The organism is Prevotella sp. tf2-5 (assembly GCF_900115435.1).
Taxonomy (GTDB): Bacteria; Bacteroidota; Bacteroidia; order Bacteroidales; family Bacteroidaceae; genus Prevotella.
This window is the reverse complement of sequence record NZ_FOWK01000003.1, coordinates 359,588-378,665: the sequence shown is the minus strand read 5'-3', so window position 1 is coordinate 378,665 and position 19,078 is coordinate 359,588. Positions and strand designations below refer to the sequence as shown.

Genomic DNA, 19,078 nt, shown 5'->3' with positions numbered 1-19,078 from the left:
ACGGTTGAAAGGGCGTACCTAACTCCCTCGAAGGTAGGCACTAACACCCCATTACCAGTAACCTTTTACCCTTACGCAAGGCAACACGAGCAAATGGAGGCTTTATTTGACATGAATGGAGGCTTTAATTAACTAGAAAACAAGCTTCAGTCGGCAACTCATTTCATATAATTGTTAGAATTCGCAAAAACTACTCCCCTTCTCCCGTTATGTGGCTCAAACCCCGATAAACAAAGGGTGCAAGGCACGGGAGATGTTGGCGAAACATCTCCCATACTAGTCCCGTCTCACGAAAAAGGGACTAGTACGGGAGTAGTTGAATCAACTACTCCCGTCCAGAAACGCCCTGTACATGGGCATTTCAGAAGGAAACGGGAGAAGGGGAGTAGTTTTTTGAAATCCTTGAATTTCTATCAGTAAACAACTCCGCCCAGGAACCATCGCGGCACCCGGGCGGAGTTGTAGTGTGTCAGAGTTGGACGTTAATGGGAGGTTCCGACGACCCCCCACTGGTCATGCGCCCTTTATTAATCGAGGTTTGCGGCATTTTTAGTGGGAGGTTAGGGCAAGACAATGCCTGTACAATATATAAATTATATAATATTAAAATATTATATAATTCTGAAAATGTATCATTGTGCACAGATTACAGATTACAGATTGAATAACAGTTAACAGTTAGTGTTAAGCAAATATTCAACCGATGGATAAAGCGTGACAGTTGTGACAGTTGACAGTTAATGAAAGTCATGTTCTTAGGAAAAGTGTCAATCAGCTTAGGGACACTCGTCAACGATTCCCAGGGGACGGAGTCAACTTATTCCGTATGGATCATGACTGTCACAAATCACAGATCACAGTTATTGAAACGGAAACGGAAACAGAAACAGTTAGGTTGAAGTTGATTTTAATGAAGTCAGATTTATTATTATATATATAATATTATAATATTATATATATAATAAATTTAGTACCAGTATTTTTTCACTTTAAGCTAACTGTTTCCGTTTCCGTTTCCACTCTGTTTCCATTCCCGTTTGCTGAAAACTGAAAAAAATCCTCTTCGGACAATCTCAAAACAAGTAACTGTGATCTGTGATCTGTGATTGATTTTGTCTTTTCGCTAACTGTTAACTGTTAAACTGTTAAAAACCAACCCAAAACTTACTGTCACAACTGTCACTGTCACGCTAAGTTTGGGGCAATTTGATTCCGATGCCTTCTATCCCTTGTCGCAGTATCTTCCATCACTTGTACTAAAGGCTGGTATGCCTGATACTAAAGGCTGTTATACCCCTATGGGAGATACTGGAATACATCTTAACAGATACTAGAGAAAGGTTCAAGGTTCAGGGTTAAGGGTTCAAGGTTCAAGGTTATGGGTTATGGGTTAACCCTTTAAACACACAAAAACTATGAGTCAGAAATTCATCAAAATCCAGAACACGAACCCTCGCTCCTCCGCTTGCGGTAAGTACTTCGCCACAGCCCTGCTGACGGCATTAGGAACGACCTCCTGCGTCAGAGCCTGCTGAACAAAGTAAAACCCTGCCAGGCATCATGCTTGGCAGGGTTTTTACTTTATATTTCAAACCTCTCTTTGATTAAAGCTCTGCGTCCGAGCACTGGAAAGTATTACCCTTGGAGATATCACCAGTCTCAAGTCCCAGTTTGAACCATTTCATGCGCTGCTTCGAGGTACCGTGGTTGAACGACTCAGGAACGGCATAGCCACGTGCCTTCTTCTGCAAATAGTCATCACCGATGACCTGTGCACAACGGATGGCCTCCTCGATATCACCATCCTCCAGAGAACCGAAACGTTTATTGTCATGATGTGCCCAAACTCCAGCATAGAAGTCTGCAAGCAGTTCCAGACGCACACTGAGTTTGTTAGCCTCTGCCTCTGGAAGTCTTGCCATCTGCTCATGTACCTTGGCAAGCGTGCCGGTAAGATACTCCACATGATGTCCCACCTCATGGGCTATCACATAGGCATAGGCGAAGTCACCGTCAGCCCCCAGCTGTCGCTTCATGGTGGTGAAGAACGACAGGTCGATATACAATTTCTGGTCACCGGAGCAGTAGAACGGACCCATCTGGGCGGAGCCTTGTCCGCATGCCGTAGAGACACCACCTGTATAAAGCACCATCTTAGGTACCTGATACTGTGCTCCGTTCTGACGGAAGATCTCCGTCCATACATCCTCTGTACCGGCAAGGATCTGTGTGGAGAACTTGGCAAGAGCCTGTTCCTCCTCGGTAAACTCAGGTTGTCCCTCAGTAATCTCGGTATTACCTCCGAAATTATTCTGTTGAACCTCCTGCATGACAGCAGCCACCGGGTCACCGCCAGAGAGCCATGCAAAAAGGGCTACCATGATAATACCACCGATACCCAGACCGGCTTTCGCTCCGCCACTCATGCCACGGCGGTCTTCTACGTTCGAGCTTTCTCGTCTTCCGTCTAATCTCATAATTGTTATCGTTTTTGTTTTTTATCTTTTCTGCATGCAAAGATACAAAAAAGTTTGTATAAGTGGTTTTCTATTTAAAAAAAATGTATATGACTAAATGATAGAATAGACATAGCCTCGTCGCTCGTTGACGACTGTCTCTATTGTTTCCCGCCCAGTCAGAACGGTCTTCATATCATTACGGATACCCTCGCCGGAGAGTTTCAATACCGCTTCCTTCATCGTCCAGAAACGGATAAACTCTTGGGCGGGATTGTTGGATTGCTTAATCTGGGTAAGTTCTGTGTCATTCATTGTATAACGTGCCAGCGACTCCTTATATTCACGGATGCTCTCGATATCACATCCTACAGGATGGTCGCTGATGACACAGAGGACAGCCTCGCGACAATGACTGAAATTAAAATGAATGTCTGTATGTCCAAGGATGTAAGGTTTACCATGCTCACCATATTCGAAAACGGGCTTCTCATGGATACCGTATTCCTTGCGCAGTCCCTCGCACAACAGCAAATAAGCTGCCGCACAGGTCTTACGTCCCAGTTCATGTTTGAACTTCAACGCCTGTTCCCTCCGTTGGTCAGACAACAAAGGCAGTGCCGCCTCGAAATCGAAACTGGCGATATCGTCATTTAAGTAAATCATTCTCTGCTTTGGGAATACGACGGTTAGGGTTCTCCTTGGCACCGAGGTCAACGAGTTCACGTCCTTTCTGTACCACACTCTGACGACCCGTGAACAACTTGTTGCCTGCTGCCTCAAATGCCCTGTGTGCCTGGTCAAGTTGCTCCCCGATTTTATTATAACGCTGAATGAAATCGCCCAAGCGGTCCAACAAAGACTCTGCAATGCCAAAAACCTTCTCCTGATTCTCCGCCTGTTGATTCTGCACCCAGGCAATATGGATCATGTGGAGGATACCTAACAGGTTTTGTTCCCCTGTGATAAAGACCTTCCGTTCGAAAGCTTCACGCCATAACGTGGGATCGTTGGCAAGGGCTAGCTGCAGGGAGCTCTCGAAAGGCACGAACATAATGACGAAATCAACGGCTTCACGGGGTGCCTTGATATATTTGGAATAGTCCTTTCGTGCCAACTCCGTGACATGGGAGCGGATAGATTTGATATGATCCTGCAAGGCACGCTCTTTTTCCTCAGGATCCTCCGCATTGACGTACCGCTGGTAAGCGACGAGGGACACCTTCGAGTCGATAACGGCATCCTGTCCTTGCGGATAATGCAGGATGACATCAGGCTGCATCTCCTTACCCGTATCATCATTCTTCAGAGGTCTGCCCTGCTCATCACGCAAACGAGCCTGCACTTCGTAATGGATACCCTCTGTCAGTCCCTGTGAGGCAAGAAGGTCACCCAAGATAATCTCTCCCATATTGCCACTGACCTTATTGTCACGACGCAACACATTAGCTAGTGACTCCGCCTTCTCACCGATCTCACGATTCGACTCCATCATCATACGCAACTGCTCCTTCAAGGATGCCGACTGTTCCGTATGGTCTTTTGTGTTTTCATTAATCGCCTTGCGCATCTCACTAATAGCGTCTTTCAGCGGCTGGGTGATAGTACCCATATTCTCCTTGTTCTCCTCCTTCAACCGCTGTGCCTGAGCGTCCATCAACTGCTGCGCCATCACACGCAACTGCTCCTTGGTAGTCTTTAGTTGCTCGTCAAATTGTTCACGGGCAGCCCTCAACTGCTCTGTGGACTGCTCCCGCTGGGCACGCAACTGGTCTGCCGCCAGTTCTCGCTGACTGCGCATCTGCTCGGAGAAACGCTCCTCACTCTGCCGTAGTTCCTCTGTACGCTGCTGAGAGAGCATCTGCATCTCCGTCTCTTTCTTGGCGAGTTCAACATGCAGTCGTCCTACCTTCTGGTTCATCACCAAATAGAGGACGACTGCACCAACAACGATACCGATTACAATATATAATGCAATCATGCTAACGGCTAATGGTTACTCCCATTCTATCGTACCTGTGGGTTTCGGAGTCAGGTCATACAGGACTCTGTTGACTCCGGGAACCTCCGTAACAATACGCTGTGTGATATGATGCAGCAACGAATAAGGAATCTCCTCGATTGTAGCAGTCATGGCATCACGTGTATTCACGGCACGGATGATGACAGGCCAATCCCAGCTGCGTTTGTTATCTTTCACACCCGTCGACTTATAGTCTGGAACCACCGTAAAGTATTGCCATACCTTACCCTCAAGTCCGTTCTTGGCAAACTCATCACGCAGGATAGCATCACTCTCACGCAATGCCTCCAAACGGTCACGGGTGATAGCACCTGTGCAACGGACACCCAAGCCAGGACCCGGGAATGGCTGACGGTAAACCATGTTGTCAGGCAGTCCGAGTTCCTTACCTACCACACGTACCTCGTCCTTAAAGAGTAACTTGATGGGCTCTACCAGTTCAAACTGCATGTCCTCAGGAAGACCACCTACATTATGATGAGACTTCACGGGACCTGACTCTACGATATCAGGATAAATGGTACCCTGAGCCAAGAAGCTAATACCCTCCAATTTGCGCGCTTCCTCCTCAAAAACACGGATAAACTCAGCACCGATGATCTTGCGCTTTTGCTCAGGATCTGCCACACCGGCAAGCTTGTCTAAAAAGCGGTCTGTAGCATCCACATACACCAAGTTGGCATTCAACTCATCACGGAACACACGAACCACCTGTTCTGGCTCACCCTTACGCAGCAGACCGTGATTCACATGGACAGACACCAGTTGTTTGCCGACAGCCTTGATCAACAATGCAGCCACCACCGATGAATCGACACCACCAGAGAGTGCCAGCAACACTTTCTTGTCACCAATCTGAGCCCTCAGCTCCTTAACTTGCTCCTCAATGTATTTCTGGGCTAAAGCGGGAGTCGTTATTCGCTCCATATCAGCCGGTCTCACATTACTTGTACTCATAGTCATCTATCATTTAAAAGTTAATACTCCTGCAAAGATACAAAGAAGTAAACAGAAAACCAAAAGAATTTTAAGTTTTCTCGTATGAGAAGATCTTCGGCAGAGCCAAAGATGCAAGAACTAATTTATTCATTATATAGCAGGTAAGGTCTGTGCCTTCGGCCAATTGACAAGGTACAGGTGTTCTGTAGCACGTGTGAAAGCAGTATAGAGCCAGTGGACATAGTCGGTAGTTAGCATATCATCCGTCATATATCCCTGGTCGATATACACGTGTGTCCATTGTCCGCCCTGTGCCTTATGACAAGTGGCGGCATAAGCGAATTTCACTTGCAGGGCATTATAGTATTTGTCTTCTTTGAGTTTCTTCAGACGGTCACGCTTCAGGGGGATATCCGCATAATCCTCCATCACTTTGAGATAGAGTTGTTCCTGTTGGTCACGAGTCAGAGCAGGAGCTTCTGAGGTCAATGTGTCAAGGATAACCATTGCCGTTAGCTCATAGTCGTCATAGTCAGGAAAGGACATGATGACCTCTGCGAAATGGAAGCCATATTGTTCATGGACATTACGTACTTTCCGTACCACCGCATGATCACCATTGGCAATAAAGGAAAGCTGAGGGTTGGGAGTTGAGGGTTGAGAGCAGGCTGTCGCCCAATAATAATTATTCTTCACAATCATCAGCTGGTCACCTGTGGTTATCTCTTCCTCTCTGCCAAGTACCATGTTACGAATGCCTTGGTTATAGATATTTGCCCTTTTGTTACTGCGGGTGACAACGATAGTCTCGTCAACACCCACTTTTGAAAAGCTACTTGACAATGACTCTATCAGTTCATCACCTGGCACTACCGTGATATCCTCGAAACCTGTCAGGCGGATTTGAGGCAAGACCATCCCCCCCTCCCTGATTCTGGTGGCATTGAAGAGGATTCCTGATTCCTGACTCTGACGTAACACTTCATTAAGGTCACATTCATGGACATGTAGTCCGTAACCACACAGCACTTCAGACATCAGAGCGGGGCTCTCCTCCTCGCCTACAGGAGGCAACTGGGCACGGTCACCAATAAGCAACATACGACAGTTACGACCGTTATACACAAATTGTATGAGGTCATCCAGCAACTGACCGTTGGCAAACAGGGTCTCTCCATAGTTGGAAGCATTTGCGATCATCGAAGCCTCATCAATAATATATAAGGTGTCTTGAGCAGAGTTATAGTTCAGGTCGAAACCGCCCTCCAATGATTTCTGCCGATAGATACGCCGATGGATAGTATAAGCAGGATGTTCTGCATAGAGCGAGAACACTTTGGCAGCACGTCCAGTAGGTGCCATCAGTACCATTTTCTGTTTTAACGAGCCCATCGCCTTGACAACTGCCGCAGCCAGTGTCGTCTTTCCTGTACCTGCGGATCCCCTCAGGATCATCACCGCCTGTTCATGACGGTCTGTCATAAACAAGGAGAATACATCGATGGCATGCTCCTGCTCTGCCGTCGGTATATGTTCAAATGCTGAGTGGATACGATATTTCAGTTCGTCGTTTATCATTATTTGCATGCAAAGTTACAAAAAACTCTAAACTCTAAACACTAAACTCTAAACTTTTTATTACCTTTGTAGCCGATATGAAGATTCCCAACCGCATCACCAACATGATACTTGCCATAGTAGCCGGCATACTTGCCATACTCTGTGTGCTGAGTATCGTGCAACACTAAATACAGGCAGATATGCAGAATACCAACATTCCCCATAGACAGCGACTCGTTATCCGTATCAGTCGTAACAGCCTTTCCTTTGCCACCATTAGCAACGAGGTGAATGGACAAATCGCCTTTAAACCTTATATCCTGAATACAGGAATCTCCATTGCTGCCAATCTGCGAGAGGCTTTCCGTACACAAGAATTATTACAGGACACATACTTCCGTGTACTGATTATGATTGACACCCCATCCCTCATGGTTCCTATCGAGCTGTTTCATGAGGAAGAACAGCGAAGCCTTTATCTGCATACCTTTCAAGGACATGAACAAGATGAGATTGTCAATACGGTACTACCAGACCTCAACTGTGTGGCGGTGTTCAGCGTAAACAGGGATTTGAAGCTCGTATTAGACGATCATTTCGCCACGCCCACCTTCATTGCCGCCACCGCCCCTGTGTGGCGCTATCTCCACCAACGCAGTTATATGGGAGTAAGAGAGAAACTATATGCGTATTTCCATGACCGACGTATGGAGGTGTTCACCTTTGGGCAGAACCGTTTTAAGTTCTGTAACACCTTTGAGACTCATGATGGTCATGATGAGTTGTATTATCTGCTTTACACCTGGAAGCAGACTGGTTTGCAAGCCGACCGCGACGAGATGCACATCGTTGGTGACATCCCTGATTGTGAATGGTTGATGGAAGAGTTACAGAAATATATCAAGCGGGTATATACCATCAATCCCGCAGGCGATTTTAACCGCTCTGCCGTCACACAGATTGAAGGAATGCCTTACGACCTTATGACCCTTTTCGTGAAAGGACGATGAGAATTATTACAGGAAAATACAAAGGACGTCATTTCGAGATACCCCGTTCCTTCAAGGCACGTCCTACCACAGACTTTGCCAAGGAGAATATCTTCAACGTGCTCAATGGTTATATCGACTTTGAGAATGCCACAGCACTCGACCTGTTCTCGGGTACGGGCAGCATTACGCTGGAACTATTGTCAAGAGGATGCAGTCAAGTCATTAGTGTGGAACTGGACCGTGACCATCATCGCTTCATACAGGAATGCCTGAAAAAACTCTCAACAGTCAATTGTATTCCCATCCGCGGGGATGTGTTCCGCTTTGTAAAGTCATGTAAGCAACAGTTCGACTTTATCTTTGCCGACCCTCCTTATGCCTTAAAGGATTTGCCGGAGATTCCAGACCTTATCTTTGAAAAAAAACTATTGAAAGACAATGGTGTCTTCGTCTTTGAGCATGGCAAAGACCACGACTTCTCACAGCACCCTCATTTTGTGGAGCACCGCTCCTATGGTAGTGTGAATTTCACGTTATTCAGAGTAAAGGAGACAGCAGACGAATAAGGCTTTCCCACAAACGTTTCTTGAATGACGGATGTATCCTTTGAGGCAAATCACTCAACAGGACAGCATTCTCCTGATCACGCAAGAACACATTACGCAACCTAATCGCCACTCCCTCATCGTAGATAAAAGCATTAGCCTCGAAGTTATTCTCGAAAGAGCGGGAATCAACATTCGTAGAGCCACAGGTGACGACCGAATCGTCACAGACCATCATCTTGGAATGCAGGAAACCTGTTTGATAAAGATACACCTTCACGTTGGCTTCGAAAGCCTCACGGAGATATGACCGGGAAGCCCATTCAACAAAACGGGCATCAGATCGACGAGGACACAAAATGCGCACATCAACGCCTGCCTGCGCTGCGGTCTTGATGGCAAACAATACAGGCTCGTTGGGAAGAAAATAGGGCGTTTCTATATAGACATAGCGGTGTGCCGCCAGTATGATACGAACAAAACCCTGCATAATTTCCGGATAAGGAGTTGTGGGACCACTCGTCACAATCTGTGCAAGACAGTTATTAACGGAAAGCGGAGAACGGAAGGCAGAGAGTGGAGGATAATAGACACGGTTGGTAATCAGCGTACGATCCACAAAATACCAGTCGATGAGGAAGGCACGCTGGAGCCCGTAGACAGCTCCGCCTGTGATGCGCAACATCGTGTCACGCCAAGAGGAAGACACATAACGCAAGGCAATATTCATACCTCCGATATATCCCGTCTCACCATCTATAATGATAATTTTACGGTGGTTGCGATAGTTTACCTTACTCGTAAACGAAGGGAAGCGTACAGGCAGATAGGCAGCAACCTCAATACCCTCCTCCCGCATCTTTTCAAAGAATTGATGCCTGACATTCCAACAGCCCACATCATCATAGATGACACGCACCTGCACCCCTTCTTTCACCTTGTCAATCAGTGCATCAGCCACTAGATTTCCCAAGGCATCGTCTTCAAAGATATACATGTCTATATGGATATGATGCCTTGCCCTTGAGATATCTTTCAGTAATTCCGGGAAGAAAGCATAGCCGTCTGTCATGATATCTATCTGATTATCCTTAAAAGGCAGAGAAAACGATTGATTGACAAAGAGATCGACCAGTTGTTTGTGGTGCTCTGGTACTCTCAGATTTTGTTGTTCTACGAACCCCAACATCGAGCGTTTCGTCAACTGGTCAACAGACATTTGGCTGATCATCCGCTCTTTTCGGTGGTTCATGCCGAAAAAGAGATAGAATACCAGTCCCACCACAGGAATGAAAATAATCACCAGAGCCCATGCCATCGTCTTGGCTGGCTGACGATTATCCATCACCACATGAACCACTGCCATGGCGACAACGATCCACATGAGGGTCATCCCTATGATATATAATAATGAATGCATCACATTTTCCTTAACGTCCTAACATTTTTCCAATCATCTGACATAGCTCTGACAGGGACTGATACTCACTCATGAGTTCCTTTACGCGAGCCATATCCTTCTCTGTCTTCATGTCACGCATGATCTCCTTTTGACGACTCGTCACAATATTATACCTAAAGTCGAGGTCCAGGTGCTCCACTAACTGACGCAGTTCTTTCGCTGTGGGCTCTTTCTGGAAGTTGCGACCTAGTTGGTAATTATCCACGGCAAGACGATGAGCGACCTGACTGACCTCCACATCAGGATGCTGGGTGAAATAAGTCTCCGCCTTGAACCCTTCATCCTCAGAATGCTCCACCGCCTCCTGCAGAATACGGTTATAGAGGTCATTACCAAAAGAAAGACCGTCGTTGCCAAGATCATAAGCGACAAACTGAGCAACATTCATTTTCAGATGTCCATCCTCCTGTGTGTCTTCGTCAATAATAACGATCTCACCATGTCGGATGACCTGCTGGATGAGCAGACGCTCCACCTCCGTCGACTGTTCCTGAGGAGTATGCAGACCTATCGGTTCCTGCGTTACCAGAGTAGTTTCCTGCTGCCATCCTTGACGTGCTGCCTCTTTCTGCTTCTCCTCCTTATCACCAGCGATATACTTGTTTGCCTGTGAGATCAATGTCTTCTCATCCATGTTCAGTCGCTGAGAAGTATCTTTGAGGAACAACTGACGCTCCACAGGATCTGGGATGACACTCACAGAGCGTACGATACTATTGATAGCCTCTGCGCGTTTGATGGGATCTTTGACACCATTTAGCAACAGATCGGTTTTAAATTGGATAAAATCTGTCTGATGCTCCTCAATATACGCTCTGAATTCTGCTGCTGTATGCTTACGGGAGAAGGAGTCGGGATCGTCACCGTCTGGCAACAGCAATACCATCACCTTCATACCCTCCTGCAATAACATATCTGTTCCACGCATAGCAGCATGGATACCAGCCTCATCACCATCGTAAAGCAACGTAATATTTTGGGTAAATCGACGCAGCAAGCGTATCTGATACACAGAAAGTGCCGTACCTGAATTCGCCACCACATTCTCCAGTCCACACTGGTGCATGGCAATCACATCAGTATAACCTTCCACCATATAGACTCGCTCTTCTTTTACAATTGCCTTTTTTGCCTGATAGATACCATAGAGTTCACGCTCCTTGTGGTAGATTTCTGAGTCAGGGGAATTAACGTATTTCTGTTGTACACCCTTCGTGGCAGCATCGAGTTTACGACCTCCAAACGCAACCACCTTACCACTGACATTCAGCCATGGGAAGATGGCACGACCCGCAAAGCGGTCGTAAATGCCCCGTTCGTTCTCAATACACAAGCCTGTCTTAACCAGAAACTCATCCTGATACCCTTTCCGGTGTGCCTCGTTCACAAGGGCGTCACGCTTGGTGAGGGCAAAGCCCAACTGGAATTTCGTAATGATATCATCACGGATGCCACGACTACGGAAATATTGTTTACCGATTGCCTGTCCGTCCACGTCATTATTCAAGATATCGTGGAAATACTGACAAGCCCACTCGTTGACGATAAACATCGACTCACGATCGCTTTGCTCTTTCTTTTCCTCATCGGAAAGCTCACGTTCCTCTATCTCGATATTATATTTCTTCGCCAACCAGCGCAATGCCTCCGGATAGGTGATCTGTTCGTGCTTCATAAGGAAATTGACAGCATTACCTCCCTCACCACAAGCAAAACAATGACAGATCTGTTTTGATGGCGATACCATAAACGACGGTGTCTTATCATCATGGAAAGGACATAGTCCCTTATAGTTAACACCCGCTTTGCGAAGGTTAACAAATTCACCTACCACATCCACGATATTGGTAGCATCCATGATCTTTTCTATAGTCGCCCTGTCAATCATAAGTGCAAAGATAGTGCAATTTTTCGATTAAACGAAAAGAAAGCGCATTAATTCGTTTCCTTGAAACAGAAAAAGAAGCTTCAAGTCTTTGATGACTATCTGCTTCTTTCCTCTGTCGGGATTACTGGAGCGTATTGACATGGTTCCACCGCCGTAACTTGCTCATTTTCAACAGTCATTGTTTGCCAATTTATTTATTGTCTACCGATTTTTCGCTCTCCAATAATAATTGAAAAGAATTATTAATGAGCTGTTTACATAATTCTTATCGACTATTTCCGCACCAGTTTCTGCCCGAGCTGTCCAATCAGCTGCTGCATTTCCGACTGCAGCCGGACAATGTGTGCTGACTTTGACTTGATGAGTGACATCATCTCGTCGACGGTGATATCCTCCCCCTGGTTCTGGTCCGAAGACATCTCATACAACTCGCCGACGCTGATTCCCATCACGGCTGCCATCTCCTCCAGAAGCCCGGACTTGACATCGCCGGACTTGAGGATGCGCGTCCAGTCCTGCTCGTACTTGATCGTGGGCATTTTCTCTGACAGCTCCTTCTGCGAAAAGCCACTGTTTCCGATAATCCATTTCACTTTTTCCCCTGTCATAATTAACGCTTTAAAGTTATTATTTCTTAAATTAATAATTGTTTTGCATTACTTTTAAGCAAAAAAGTCTTATATTTGCACCGTAAAACATTTTGTTGCGTTGCGAAATTACGAAAAATCTTTTGAATTAGAAAAGGTAAATTAAAAAATTTAGTAAAAATGGTATTTAGTGAGTACATCAACAGTCTGCCTGGCAGATCCAACCCGAAAGTGGAGGTGATCAACAAGATTGCCAGTGCGTGTCTCGTCGACAGATCGACAGTTTATCGTTGGGCTTCAGGCGACATGGTGCCGGACGCCCTGAAGCGTAAGACCATCTCGGAGACGCTTCGTATTCCCGAGGAAGAGTTGTTCCCTGATGCGTAGGCTATGGATAGTGTCGAGTTTTACAAGACTCCGGACGGAGCCGTGATGATGAAGCCGGTGGAGCAGCCCGTCAGGGTTCTCCACCAGGGATGCCGTGAGGAGGTGGTGGACCTGCTCGGTCTGATCCGTGACCGCTATCCGGAGGCGTTCGACGCTCTCTGCAGGGAGTACACCAGGAACGAGCCGAACCGGATGCTCTACGAGTTCAACATCGTGTCGAGGTTCATCCGCTGCAACTGCGGGGAGTATGACACCCGTACCATGGACATCGATGCGGACGGGTTCTTCCACTTCGAGCAGGTGGGTTGCCCGCTGCGGGGTAACGAATGCCGGTGGGAGGGTGTCGTCTGTGACCCGAAGATAAACACCATGCTGACTGACAGGGAGCTGGAGGTTGTGGGACTGATAGCCCGTGGTCTCCGTTCCCAGGAGATCGCGGACGAGCTCTCGATCTCTCCTACCACTGTCAACCGCCACCGTGAGAACATCAAGGCTCGCCTGGGTGTCCGTACGGTGGCACAGCTGGTGTCCTACTATTATGAGCATATCAGACCAAATAAATAATACGCTTTCCCCGCAGCCGCCGTGAGGTTCCTGCGGTTTCCTATAGAAAACAAACAAACAATATAAATAACATTATGTATACAGTAGAGCAATTCGAGAAAGCCATCGACGCACTGGACGCCGGTGTTCAGAAGCGGGAGGTGAAGCTGCTCCCCCGGGGGGTGGTGCGTGAGTTCGTCGGCTATGTCTCCAATGTCCGCCATGTGTGGACAGCCTCCGGCGAGTGCATGAAGGGGCGTGAGCGTGTCCCTGAGCTGGACTTGAAGTTTGAGTGACATGCTGGTAGATGTTGACTCTCGCCGTCTGTATTCCATCCAGGACCTCACCCTGGACGAGTTACATGCCCTGCGCCGTGCCATCCGTCATGCAGACCTGCCCGACCGGGGCACGCTGGAGCGCCTGCGCAAGCATCTTGAGAACCTATAATTGAGAATCGAGTGATATGTCATACGGAGAGCTGACACTGCCGGCGGTATTCACCGGCGTAAACCGCAAGACGGGGCGTTTCCTGAAGGGGCACGTCCCTGCGAACAAGGGCAAGAAATGGGACGAGTTCATGAGCAAGCGGGCACAGAGGCGCTGCTCCAAGGGCTGGAGGAACCTCGACCTGTACCGCAGGCGCCCTGACACTGCCGGGCGGTGCCGCAAGAGCGTCATCGCCGTCATGGGCGACGGGAGGTGGCTCGTGTTCGGGTATGTAGGAGCCGCCGCCGAGTGGCTCCGCCAATGCCATCCGACAGCCAACAGGGAGAACATCAGCCGCTGCTGCCGTCAGAACGCCGCCGGTGGCAGGAACACCGACCACGGATACTATGGCGTCCGCTTCTACTTCGAGAGTGACAACGTCTGGACTACCAAGATATAGAGGATGAAGAGAAATACAATAGAGGCAATGGTAAATCTTCCCCGGATTCGAATAATATGGAAAGATATATAAAAAATGGAGTCAACTTGGCTCTGGCGTTTGCGTCCGACCACAGATTGAAAAAAAAACCCCGCCACGGAAACCGTGCGGGGCTGCTCTCCTGCTTTGTCAAAAGAGATGCTGAACCGTCAGAAGGCGAGTGCAGCCTTGGAGAGTTTTTCGCTGAGATCCTGCAGAGCCTCGCGCATCCGCTTGCTCTCGCTGGGAGTGAAGGAGGCTCTCTTGCCGTTCACCGTATTGCCGTTCACCTTCTGCATGAGCCATGCCCGGCTCTTGCCGAAATAGGTCTTGGCGATATAGCTCAGGCTGATAGCCTCAGTGATATTGCCCATCTTGTGACGGGCTGCCAGTTCCTCACGTGCCATGGCGGCAACCTCTCTCATATTCTCACTGATCTTGCCGATGCCGTCAAGAAATTGCTCCGTAGATATCTGCTCCGTCTGGGGAGTCTCGTTGACCACGTTGTTGAAATACTTCCTGGTCTGCTGGTCTTTGATGTTGTCAGTTATTCTTTTCATAGATATATGTTTTCAAAGGAGTCGCCCCGAAGGGCGTTGCTCCTAAATGTTTTCAAGTTCGAGAATCAGGTCGAGGATTATCTTCCGGCTGTCAAGCAGTCCGTCGATGAGTTCCGCTTTCTTTGCCGCCGTGAGGTCTGTTCTTCCGTTAATCGCTTTGATTGCCCTGTCGCAGTCCTCGATGCACCTCTTGTAGAATTCAAGTTTTTCCATCTGCGTTCCGTTTGGTTCAACATGTTAATGATCTCTTTTGACAATGCAAAGATACTAAACTTTTGTTTAATACACAAGAAAAAAGGAAAGAATATACATTTGTTTAATATTAATTAACGAATATGTGAAATATGAAAACAACCAATGTAGCAATCGTTAACGGCATCAGCCTCCAGGTGGTGTCTGACGACAGAGAACAGTTAGTGGCTGTAAAGCCAGTGTGTGAAATCCTCGGAGTGGCATATCAGAGCCAGCAAGCAAAGCTAAAAGAGCATCCGATTTATAGTTCAGTTATCACGCTCAGCGTTACAACTGGATCTGACGGAAAGAAGTACGAGATGGTATGTATCCCCCTCCAGTTCTTCCCCGGATGGCTATTCTCCATCAACCCGGACAACGTGAAGGAAGAAGCCAGGGAGCAGCTCATCAAATACCAGTTGGAGTGCAACAAGGTGCTGTTCGACTATTTCTTCGGGCGTGCGGAGTTCGCACAGAAGAAAGAGCAGGAGTTTTCGAGACAGATGGAGGTGGTGGCGACAGCCAAGAAGAACTTCCGTGACGCCAAACTCGTGCTTAACGAGGCGGAGCTGAAACTGAGACAGATCAACGCCATGACATTCGAGGAGTGGCAGGCAAACGAAAGGCAACTCACCATCCCCGGATTCGAGTAATATGGAGAGAAATCAAAAAAAATCAAGAAAAAGTTTGGACGTTCCGGAAAGATTCCCTATCTTTGCAACGTCAAAACTCAAGTGCGGTACAGAGACCGCAGGAATCATATCCTGCCTTTTTTGTATCCACACCTTATTAAAGAATAATAGGATTACCACGCCGAGTCGGGAAAGCGGACAACGCCCCGGGGTTACTGCACTTGAGTACCTGACAGCTCGTAGCGTGGTTTCTGTTTGTCTAAAACTCAAGTATTATGGAATCAAAGAATTATGTGATTCGCGAGAACGATGTGCAGCGCGCCTACTACTGCCAGCTGCAGGTGTCCAACAAATTCATGAAGACGATGTCGCCCCAGGAGGCGGAGCTGGTGGAGTGGATCACCTCCACCTTCTGCCACCGCATGTCGGAGACGTACGACCGCTTCGAGGAGTGCGTCAGAGCCATCGAGTGCCGTATGGAGACCGTCAATCAGCAACACGACCAGACGGGTCCCTTCCTGGTGATGACGTGGTCGCCCGTCAGGAAGTGGGAGAGCGGCTTCATCCGCATCGAGCGCACCAGCGGACGGCACCAGTCCATACTGCTGCCCGTCATCGACTATCGTGGATGTGTGGTACTGGAGTGATTTTCAATTAAATTTTGTTATTTACGCAATTATTTTGCGACTAAAAACCATATGATTATGAAGATTAAGACCTCGTTGCCACCAGAGAGACAGGAACTGTTCTGCCGCTTCACGGAAAACGTGACACAAGGTTGTATCGGGATGACCGACAGGGGACTGGGTGCAGTCTTTGAGTTCCTGCGGGATGCTGAGAGCGTTGACCGCAAGGGCTGGAAGGCTTATCGCAAGAGTCATTCCGCCCGTCTGTCCACAAGCAGCCACGCTTCGTCGGCTTTATACGACTTTCTGGCGTTCTGTGGCATACAGGCAGGATCTCTGCGTAAAAAGGCAAGAAAGCAATTGATGGAGAAACGGTCTGACCTGAGCGAGAAGGCACAGCAGACGCTCAACGACTTTTCCGAGTGGCTTGTCAAGGAGAATGCGTATTCAGAGACAACAGTGAGAGGATATATCTTCGCCGTGAAGAATTTTCTACAGTACACAACCGTAGTCACTACGGAGTCGGTCAAGTCATATAGTGACACCTTGGAGAGCATCGGCTATAAGCCCAGGAGCATCAATCACCATCTTAACGCTGTCGGAGCCCTGGCGTGTATGCTGGGCAAGCATATTGAGGTGAAACGCATCAAGGTGCCCAAGACACTCTCGCTGGAGAACGTGCCCACCGAGCGGGAGATGAAGCAGTTGCTGGACTATTGCCATGACCACTGCGAACGTCTCTACATCTTCATCCGCATCCTGATGACCACGGGAGCCCGCCGACACGAGTTCCTGAAAATGACCTATGAGATGGTGGCCGATGGGCGCGTTGACCTGAAGGGTAAGGGTGGCAAAGTGCGCCGGTTCTTCTTCAGCAAGAATGTACGGAGAGAGGTGGCCGCCTTTGCCTCACGCAACGGCCTGAGCGGTATCATCTGTTCCAACAGGTACGGCAGTCCAATGAGTGACAGGGGGCTTCAGACACTTCTGAGGCATCACGGGCGTAAGGCAGGTCTGCGCCCAGAGGTGCTCCACTGTCACGCCTTCCGCCACTACTTCGCCAAGATGTATGTCAAGCGCAGCAAGACGAAGGATGTGACAGAACTTGCAGAACTTCTGGGGCACTCGAAACTCGACACAACCGCCATCTACCTGCAACGGAGTCAGAAAGAGCAGGAACGTCTATTCAACAAAAACGTGGACTGGTAATGAGAGAAACAATAAAAAAACTTGCACAGTACGCAGAGACCCGTCATATCGACATTTCGGACGCCTTCGGGCGGATGCTTGATTTCTTCATCGGTACCTTCGATGTCGGGCGGCTTATCGATCAGCGGTTTAACATGCCTGCCATCTTCGAGGAACGCCGTATCGACGACCCCGAACTGGCAGAACTTCAAGAGCGTTGGATTCGTATCACCTGCAAGGAGATCGATAAAAACGGAGCCTACGATTTCTTCGGCACGATGTACGAGGAAATGGTACAGGGGAAATTCAAGGCTGCTGCAATGGGGCAGTTCTTCACGCCTATGTCGCTCTGTATGGCCATGGCCGATGCGGCAGGTGCCGGAAATGGGGTTATCGAGGACAGCGCCTGCGGTAGCGGTCGCACGCTGCTGGCTCACTGGGCGAAGACTGACCGCACGAAGCATTTCTACTACAAGGGTGCTGACCTTGACCCTGTGAGCGTAAAAATGTGCACTCTGAACATGACAATCAACGGGATGACAGGCATCGTCACTCACGCCAACAGTCTGACGGGCGAGGTATTCGGGTGTTACGTGGTGAATGAAGTAAAATATCCTCTGCCTTGCCCCGCCTGCAGTATCAGATGTGTTTTTAGAAACAAATAGAAAAAATGTAGATATTATGGACAGGATATATATCAGCGGCAAGATCGGCGGAATGACCATCAGTGACGCCGTCCGCGAGAAGTTCAAGAGGGCGGAGGAAACGCTGGGGAGGCACTTCAACCCGGAATTCTGCCGGTTTATCAACCCCGCGTCGGAGGCTTTCCAGGAAGCCATGGACGTGGCTTTCCAGTGGCGGCAGATCCCGAAGAACCTGCCGGACATACTGCTCTACGACCTGCAGTGGCTCAGGACGTGCGACGGCATCTACATGCTGGAGGACTGGAAGGAGTCGGACGGGGCGAACCTGGAACTGGACTACGCCCGCAGCACCGGCATGAGGATATTGTGGCAGGACGAGGAGGACGCCAAGGTGTTTTGTGACGATCCGGAAAGATATGAGGACGTATGGGTACCAATAGAGTAAAAACAACGAGGAGGGAGATCCTGCCCAGGAAACACTGGAAGGAGGAGGAGACTGCTTTCGTCGAGCAGAACTTCGGCAGGATGTCATTTGAGGAGATGGCTGGTCACCTCGGGCGCACCGCCCGTGCCGTCCGTCTGTACTGCCTCCGCAAGAAACTGACGGCGGGCGGGCGCACCGTGAAGCGCAACCTGCTCGTCGAGCTTCTCAGGCTGAGGTTCAGGAACCTCGAGGACTTCACCCCGTCGAGGGCTTTCTATGAAGCCGTCGGCATCGGTCAGCGCCGGTACTGGCTTCTGTTCTTCGGAAGGAGGCAGATCACGGGAGAGGAGTACTGCAGGGTGGCGGACTACCTGGGTGTCACCATGCAGGAGGCGATGGACTCCCGCCAGCTGGAGCTTTTCTCCAATGAGGAGATGGCGGGGGCAGGACAGGATTTTGAGGATCTTAACGGAAAGGGACAGTGACA

Annotated in this window: 22 protein-coding genes and 1 pseudogene; 13 read left to right on the top strand and 10 right to left on the bottom strand. The window is 48.6% G+C overall.

Annotated elements, in window-relative coordinates; all coding sequences use genetic code 11:
- Window positions 1–1,604: 1,604 nt before the first annotated feature.
- The 5 genes and pseudogenes from BM257_RS05385 to BM257_RS05365 all read right to left on the bottom strand — a co-directional run bounded on the left by BM257_RS05385 (window position 1,605) and on the right by BM257_RS05365 (window position 6,996).
- Window positions 1,605–2,477 (bottom strand): KPN_02809 family neutral zinc metallopeptidase, encoded by an 873-nt coding sequence (locus BM257_RS05385; RefSeq protein WP_092069311.1) that lies wholly within the window; start codon window positions 2,475–2,477, stop codon window positions 1,605–1,607.
- Between the two features lie 93 nt (window positions 2,478–2,570).
- Window positions 2,571–3,122, bottom strand: coding sequence for a 4'-phosphopantetheinyl transferase family protein (locus tag BM257_RS05380; RefSeq protein ID WP_092069308.1), 552 nt, complete (start codon window positions 3,120–3,122; stop codon window positions 2,571–2,573).
- On the bottom strand, window positions 3,106–4,437 hold the full coding sequence (gene rmuC, locus BM257_RS05375) for a DNA recombination protein RmuC (RefSeq protein WP_092069305.1): 1,332 nt from the start codon (window positions 4,435–4,437) through the stop codon (window positions 3,106–3,108). The genes BM257_RS05380 and rmuC overlap by 17 nt, the downstream gene beginning before the upstream one ends.
- 15 nt (window positions 4,438–4,452) lie before the next feature.
- A pseudogene (guaA, locus tag BM257_RS05370) lies at window positions 4,453–5,370 on the bottom strand (glutamine-hydrolyzing GMP synthase); the annotation flags it as partial.
- 198 nt (window positions 5,371–5,568) lie between these two features.
- Window positions 5,569–6,996, bottom strand: coding sequence for an ATP-dependent DNA helicase (locus BM257_RS05365; protein ID WP_092069302.1), 1,428 nt, complete (start codon window positions 6,994–6,996; stop codon window positions 5,569–5,571).
- A gap of 182 nt (window positions 6,997–7,178) precedes the next feature.
- Here BM257_RS05365 and BM257_RS05360 point away from each other — a divergent pair, with 182 nt between their 5' ends.
- On the top strand, window positions 7,179–7,988 hold the full coding sequence (locus tag BM257_RS05360) for a DUF3822 family protein (protein ID WP_092069299.1): 810 nt from the start codon (window positions 7,179–7,181) through the stop codon (window positions 7,986–7,988).
- The gene (rsmD, locus tag BM257_RS05355) at window positions 7,985–8,536 is read left to right on the top strand and encodes a 16S rRNA (guanine(966)-N(2))-methyltransferase RsmD (RefSeq protein WP_092069296.1); all 552 of its coding nucleotides are present in this window, start codon (window positions 7,985–7,987) and stop codon (window positions 8,534–8,536) included. Before BM257_RS05360 ends, rsmD begins: the two co-directional genes overlap by 4 nt.
- Here rsmD and cls read toward each other — a convergent pair.
- From cls to BM257_RS05340, 3 genes are all read right to left on the bottom strand, one after another.
- Window positions 8,508–9,935 (bottom strand): cardiolipin synthase, encoded by a 1,428-nt coding sequence (cls, locus tag BM257_RS05350; RefSeq protein ID WP_092069294.1) that lies wholly within the window; start codon window positions 9,933–9,935, stop codon window positions 8,508–8,510. The two genes, rsmD and cls, sit on opposite strands and share 29 nt — an antisense overlap.
- Before the next feature lie 10 nt (window positions 9,936–9,945).
- Window positions 9,946–11,865 (bottom strand): DNA primase, encoded by a 1,920-nt coding sequence (dnaG, locus tag BM257_RS05345; RefSeq protein ID WP_092069291.1) that lies wholly within the window; start codon window positions 11,863–11,865, stop codon window positions 9,946–9,948.
- Window positions 11,866–12,137: 272 nt separating this feature from the next.
- Window positions 12,138–12,473 carry a hypothetical protein gene (locus tag BM257_RS05340; protein ID WP_092069288.1) on the bottom strand — a complete coding sequence of 112 codons (336 nt, stop codon included), beginning with the start codon at window positions 12,471–12,473 and terminating at the stop codon, window positions 12,138–12,140.
- A gap of 159 nt (window positions 12,474–12,632) precedes the next feature.
- Between BM257_RS05340 and BM257_RS05335 the strand changes: the two genes are divergently transcribed.
- The 5 genes from BM257_RS05335 (at window position 12,633) to BM257_RS05320 (ending at window position 14,268) form a co-directional block, all read left to right on the top strand.
- Window positions 12,633–12,839, top strand: coding sequence for a helix-turn-helix domain-containing protein (locus BM257_RS05335; RefSeq protein ID WP_092069285.1), 207 nt, complete (start codon window positions 12,633–12,635; stop codon window positions 12,837–12,839).
- Window positions 12,840–13,031: 192 nt separating this feature from the next.
- Window positions 13,032–13,403: a response regulator transcription factor gene (locus BM257_RS05330; RefSeq protein WP_255405552.1), complete on the top strand. Its 372-nt coding sequence runs from the start codon at window positions 13,032–13,034 to the stop codon at window positions 13,401–13,403.
- Window positions 13,404–13,477: 74 nt separating this feature from the next.
- Complete coding sequence (locus BM257_RS05325) at window positions 13,478–13,678, top strand: hypothetical protein (RefSeq protein WP_092069279.1); 201 nt, start codon at window positions 13,478–13,480, stop codon at window positions 13,676–13,678.
- Window positions 13,671–13,829: a hypothetical protein gene (locus BM257_RS14755; protein ID WP_177216022.1), complete on the top strand. Its 159-nt coding sequence runs from the start codon at window positions 13,671–13,673 to the stop codon at window positions 13,827–13,829. Before BM257_RS05325 ends, BM257_RS14755 begins: the two co-directional genes overlap by 8 nt.
- Before the next feature lie 16 nt (window positions 13,830–13,845).
- Window positions 13,846–14,268, top strand: coding sequence for a hypothetical protein (locus tag BM257_RS05320; protein WP_092069276.1), 423 nt, complete (start codon window positions 13,846–13,848; stop codon window positions 14,266–14,268).
- A 188-nt stretch (window positions 14,269–14,456) separates the two neighbouring features.
- Here BM257_RS05320 and BM257_RS05315 read toward each other — a convergent pair whose 3' ends face one another.
- Together BM257_RS05315 and BM257_RS14750 are read right to left on the bottom strand one after the other, a co-directional pair.
- Complete coding sequence (locus BM257_RS05315) at window positions 14,457–14,846, bottom strand: DUF5053 domain-containing protein (RefSeq protein WP_092069273.1); 390 nt, start codon at window positions 14,844–14,846, stop codon at window positions 14,457–14,459.
- A gap of 42 nt (window positions 14,847–14,888) precedes the next feature.
- Window positions 14,889–15,059, bottom strand: a complete 171-nt coding sequence (locus BM257_RS14750) for a hypothetical protein (protein ID WP_177216021.1) — start codon at window positions 15,057–15,059, stop codon at window positions 14,889–14,891.
- 131 nt (window positions 15,060–15,190) lie between these two features.
- Here BM257_RS14750 and BM257_RS05310 point away from each other — a divergent pair, with 131 nt between their 5' ends.
- The 6 genes from BM257_RS05310 to BM257_RS05285 all read left to right on the top strand — a co-directional run bounded on the left by BM257_RS05310 (window position 15,191) and on the right by BM257_RS05285 (window position 19,076).
- Window positions 15,191–15,730 carry a phage antirepressor N-terminal domain-containing protein gene (locus tag BM257_RS05310; RefSeq protein WP_092069270.1) on the top strand — a complete coding sequence of 180 codons (540 nt, stop codon included), beginning with the start codon at window positions 15,191–15,193 and terminating at the stop codon, window positions 15,728–15,730.
- 254 nt (window positions 15,731–15,984) lie between these two features.
- Window positions 15,985–16,356 (top strand): hypothetical protein, encoded by a 372-nt coding sequence (locus BM257_RS05305; protein ID WP_092069267.1) that lies wholly within the window; start codon window positions 15,985–15,987, stop codon window positions 16,354–16,356.
- Between the two features lie 57 nt (window positions 16,357–16,413).
- Window positions 16,414–17,544, top strand: a complete 1,131-nt coding sequence (locus BM257_RS05300; protein WP_177216020.1) for a tyrosine-type recombinase/integrase — start codon at window positions 16,414–16,416, stop codon at window positions 17,542–17,544.
- Window positions 17,544–18,188, top strand: coding sequence for an N-6 DNA methylase (locus tag BM257_RS05295; RefSeq protein WP_092069261.1), 645 nt, complete (start codon window positions 17,544–17,546; stop codon window positions 18,186–18,188). The genes BM257_RS05300 and BM257_RS05295 overlap by 1 nt, the downstream gene beginning before the upstream one ends.
- Window positions 18,189–18,204: 16 nt before the next feature.
- Window positions 18,205–18,612, top strand: a complete 408-nt coding sequence (locus BM257_RS05290) for a DUF4406 domain-containing protein (RefSeq protein ID WP_092069258.1) — start codon at window positions 18,205–18,207, stop codon at window positions 18,610–18,612.
- On the top strand, window positions 18,594–19,076 hold the full coding sequence (locus BM257_RS05285) for an XRE family transcriptional regulator (protein ID WP_255405550.1): 483 nt from the start codon (window positions 18,594–18,596) through the stop codon (window positions 19,074–19,076). Before BM257_RS05290 ends, BM257_RS05285 begins: the two co-directional genes overlap by 19 nt.
- Window positions 19,077–19,078 lie beyond the last annotated feature (2 nt).

Coding starts and splice junctions, on each gene's coding strand:
- BM257_RS05385 (WP_092069311.1), bottom strand. CDS start 2,477: ATGAGATTAGACGGAAGACGAGAAAGCTCGAACGTAGAAGACCGCCGT.
- BM257_RS05285 (WP_255405550.1), top strand. CDS start 18,594: ATGGGTACCAATAGAGTAAAAACAACGAGGAGGGAGATCCTGCCCAGG.
- rsmD (WP_092069296.1), top strand. CDS start 7,985: ATGAGAATTATTACAGGAAAATACAAAGGACGTCATTTCGAGATACCC.
- BM257_RS05360 (WP_092069299.1), top strand. CDS start 7,179: ATGCAGAATACCAACATTCCCCATAGACAGCGACTCGTTATCCGTATC.
- cls (WP_092069294.1), bottom strand. CDS start 9,935: ATGCATTCATTATTATATATCATAGGGATGACCCTCATGTGGATCGTT.
- BM257_RS05290 (WP_092069258.1), top strand. CDS start 18,205: ATGGACAGGATATATATCAGCGGCAAGATCGGCGGAATGACCATCAGT.
- BM257_RS05310 (WP_092069270.1), top strand. CDS start 15,191: ATGAAAACAACCAATGTAGCAATCGTTAACGGCATCAGCCTCCAGGTG.
- BM257_RS05305 (WP_092069267.1), top strand. CDS start 15,985: ATGGAATCAAAGAATTATGTGATTCGCGAGAACGATGTGCAGCGCGCC.
- BM257_RS05295 (WP_092069261.1), top strand. CDS start 17,544: ATGAGAGAAACAATAAAAAAACTTGCACAGTACGCAGAGACCCGTCAT.
- BM257_RS05380 (WP_092069308.1), bottom strand. CDS start 3,122: ATGATTTACTTAAATGACGATATCGCCAGTTTCGATTTCGAGGCGGCA.
- BM257_RS05320 (WP_092069276.1), top strand. CDS start 13,846: ATGTCATACGGAGAGCTGACACTGCCGGCGGTATTCACCGGCGTAAAC.
- BM257_RS05315 (WP_092069273.1), bottom strand. CDS start 14,846: ATGAAAAGAATAACTGACAACATCAAAGACCAGCAGACCAGGAAGTAT.
- BM257_RS05300 (WP_177216020.1), top strand. CDS start 16,414: ATGAAGATTAAGACCTCGTTGCCACCAGAGAGACAGGAACTGTTCTGC.
- dnaG (WP_092069291.1), bottom strand. CDS start 11,865: ATGATTGACAGGGCGACTATAGAAAAGATCATGGATGCTACCAATATC.
- BM257_RS05325 (WP_092069279.1), top strand. CDS start 13,478: ATGTATACAGTAGAGCAATTCGAGAAAGCCATCGACGCACTGGACGCC.
- BM257_RS05335 (WP_092069285.1), top strand. CDS start 12,633: ATGGTATTTAGTGAGTACATCAACAGTCTGCCTGGCAGATCCAACCCG.
- BM257_RS05365 (WP_092069302.1), bottom strand. CDS start 6,996: ATGATAAACGACGAACTGAAATATCGTATCCACTCAGCATTTGAACAT.
- BM257_RS14750 (WP_177216021.1), bottom strand. CDS start 15,059: ATGGAAAAACTTGAATTCTACAAGAGGTGCATCGAGGACTGCGACAGG.
- rmuC (WP_092069305.1), bottom strand. CDS start 4,437: ATGATTGCATTATATATTGTAATCGGTATCGTTGTTGGTGCAGTCGTC.
- BM257_RS05330 (WP_255405552.1), top strand. CDS start 13,032: ATGCTCTACGAGTTCAACATCGTGTCGAGGTTCATCCGCTGCAACTGC.
- BM257_RS05340 (WP_092069288.1), bottom strand. CDS start 12,473: ATGACAGGGGAAAAAGTGAAATGGATTATCGGAAACAGTGGCTTTTCG.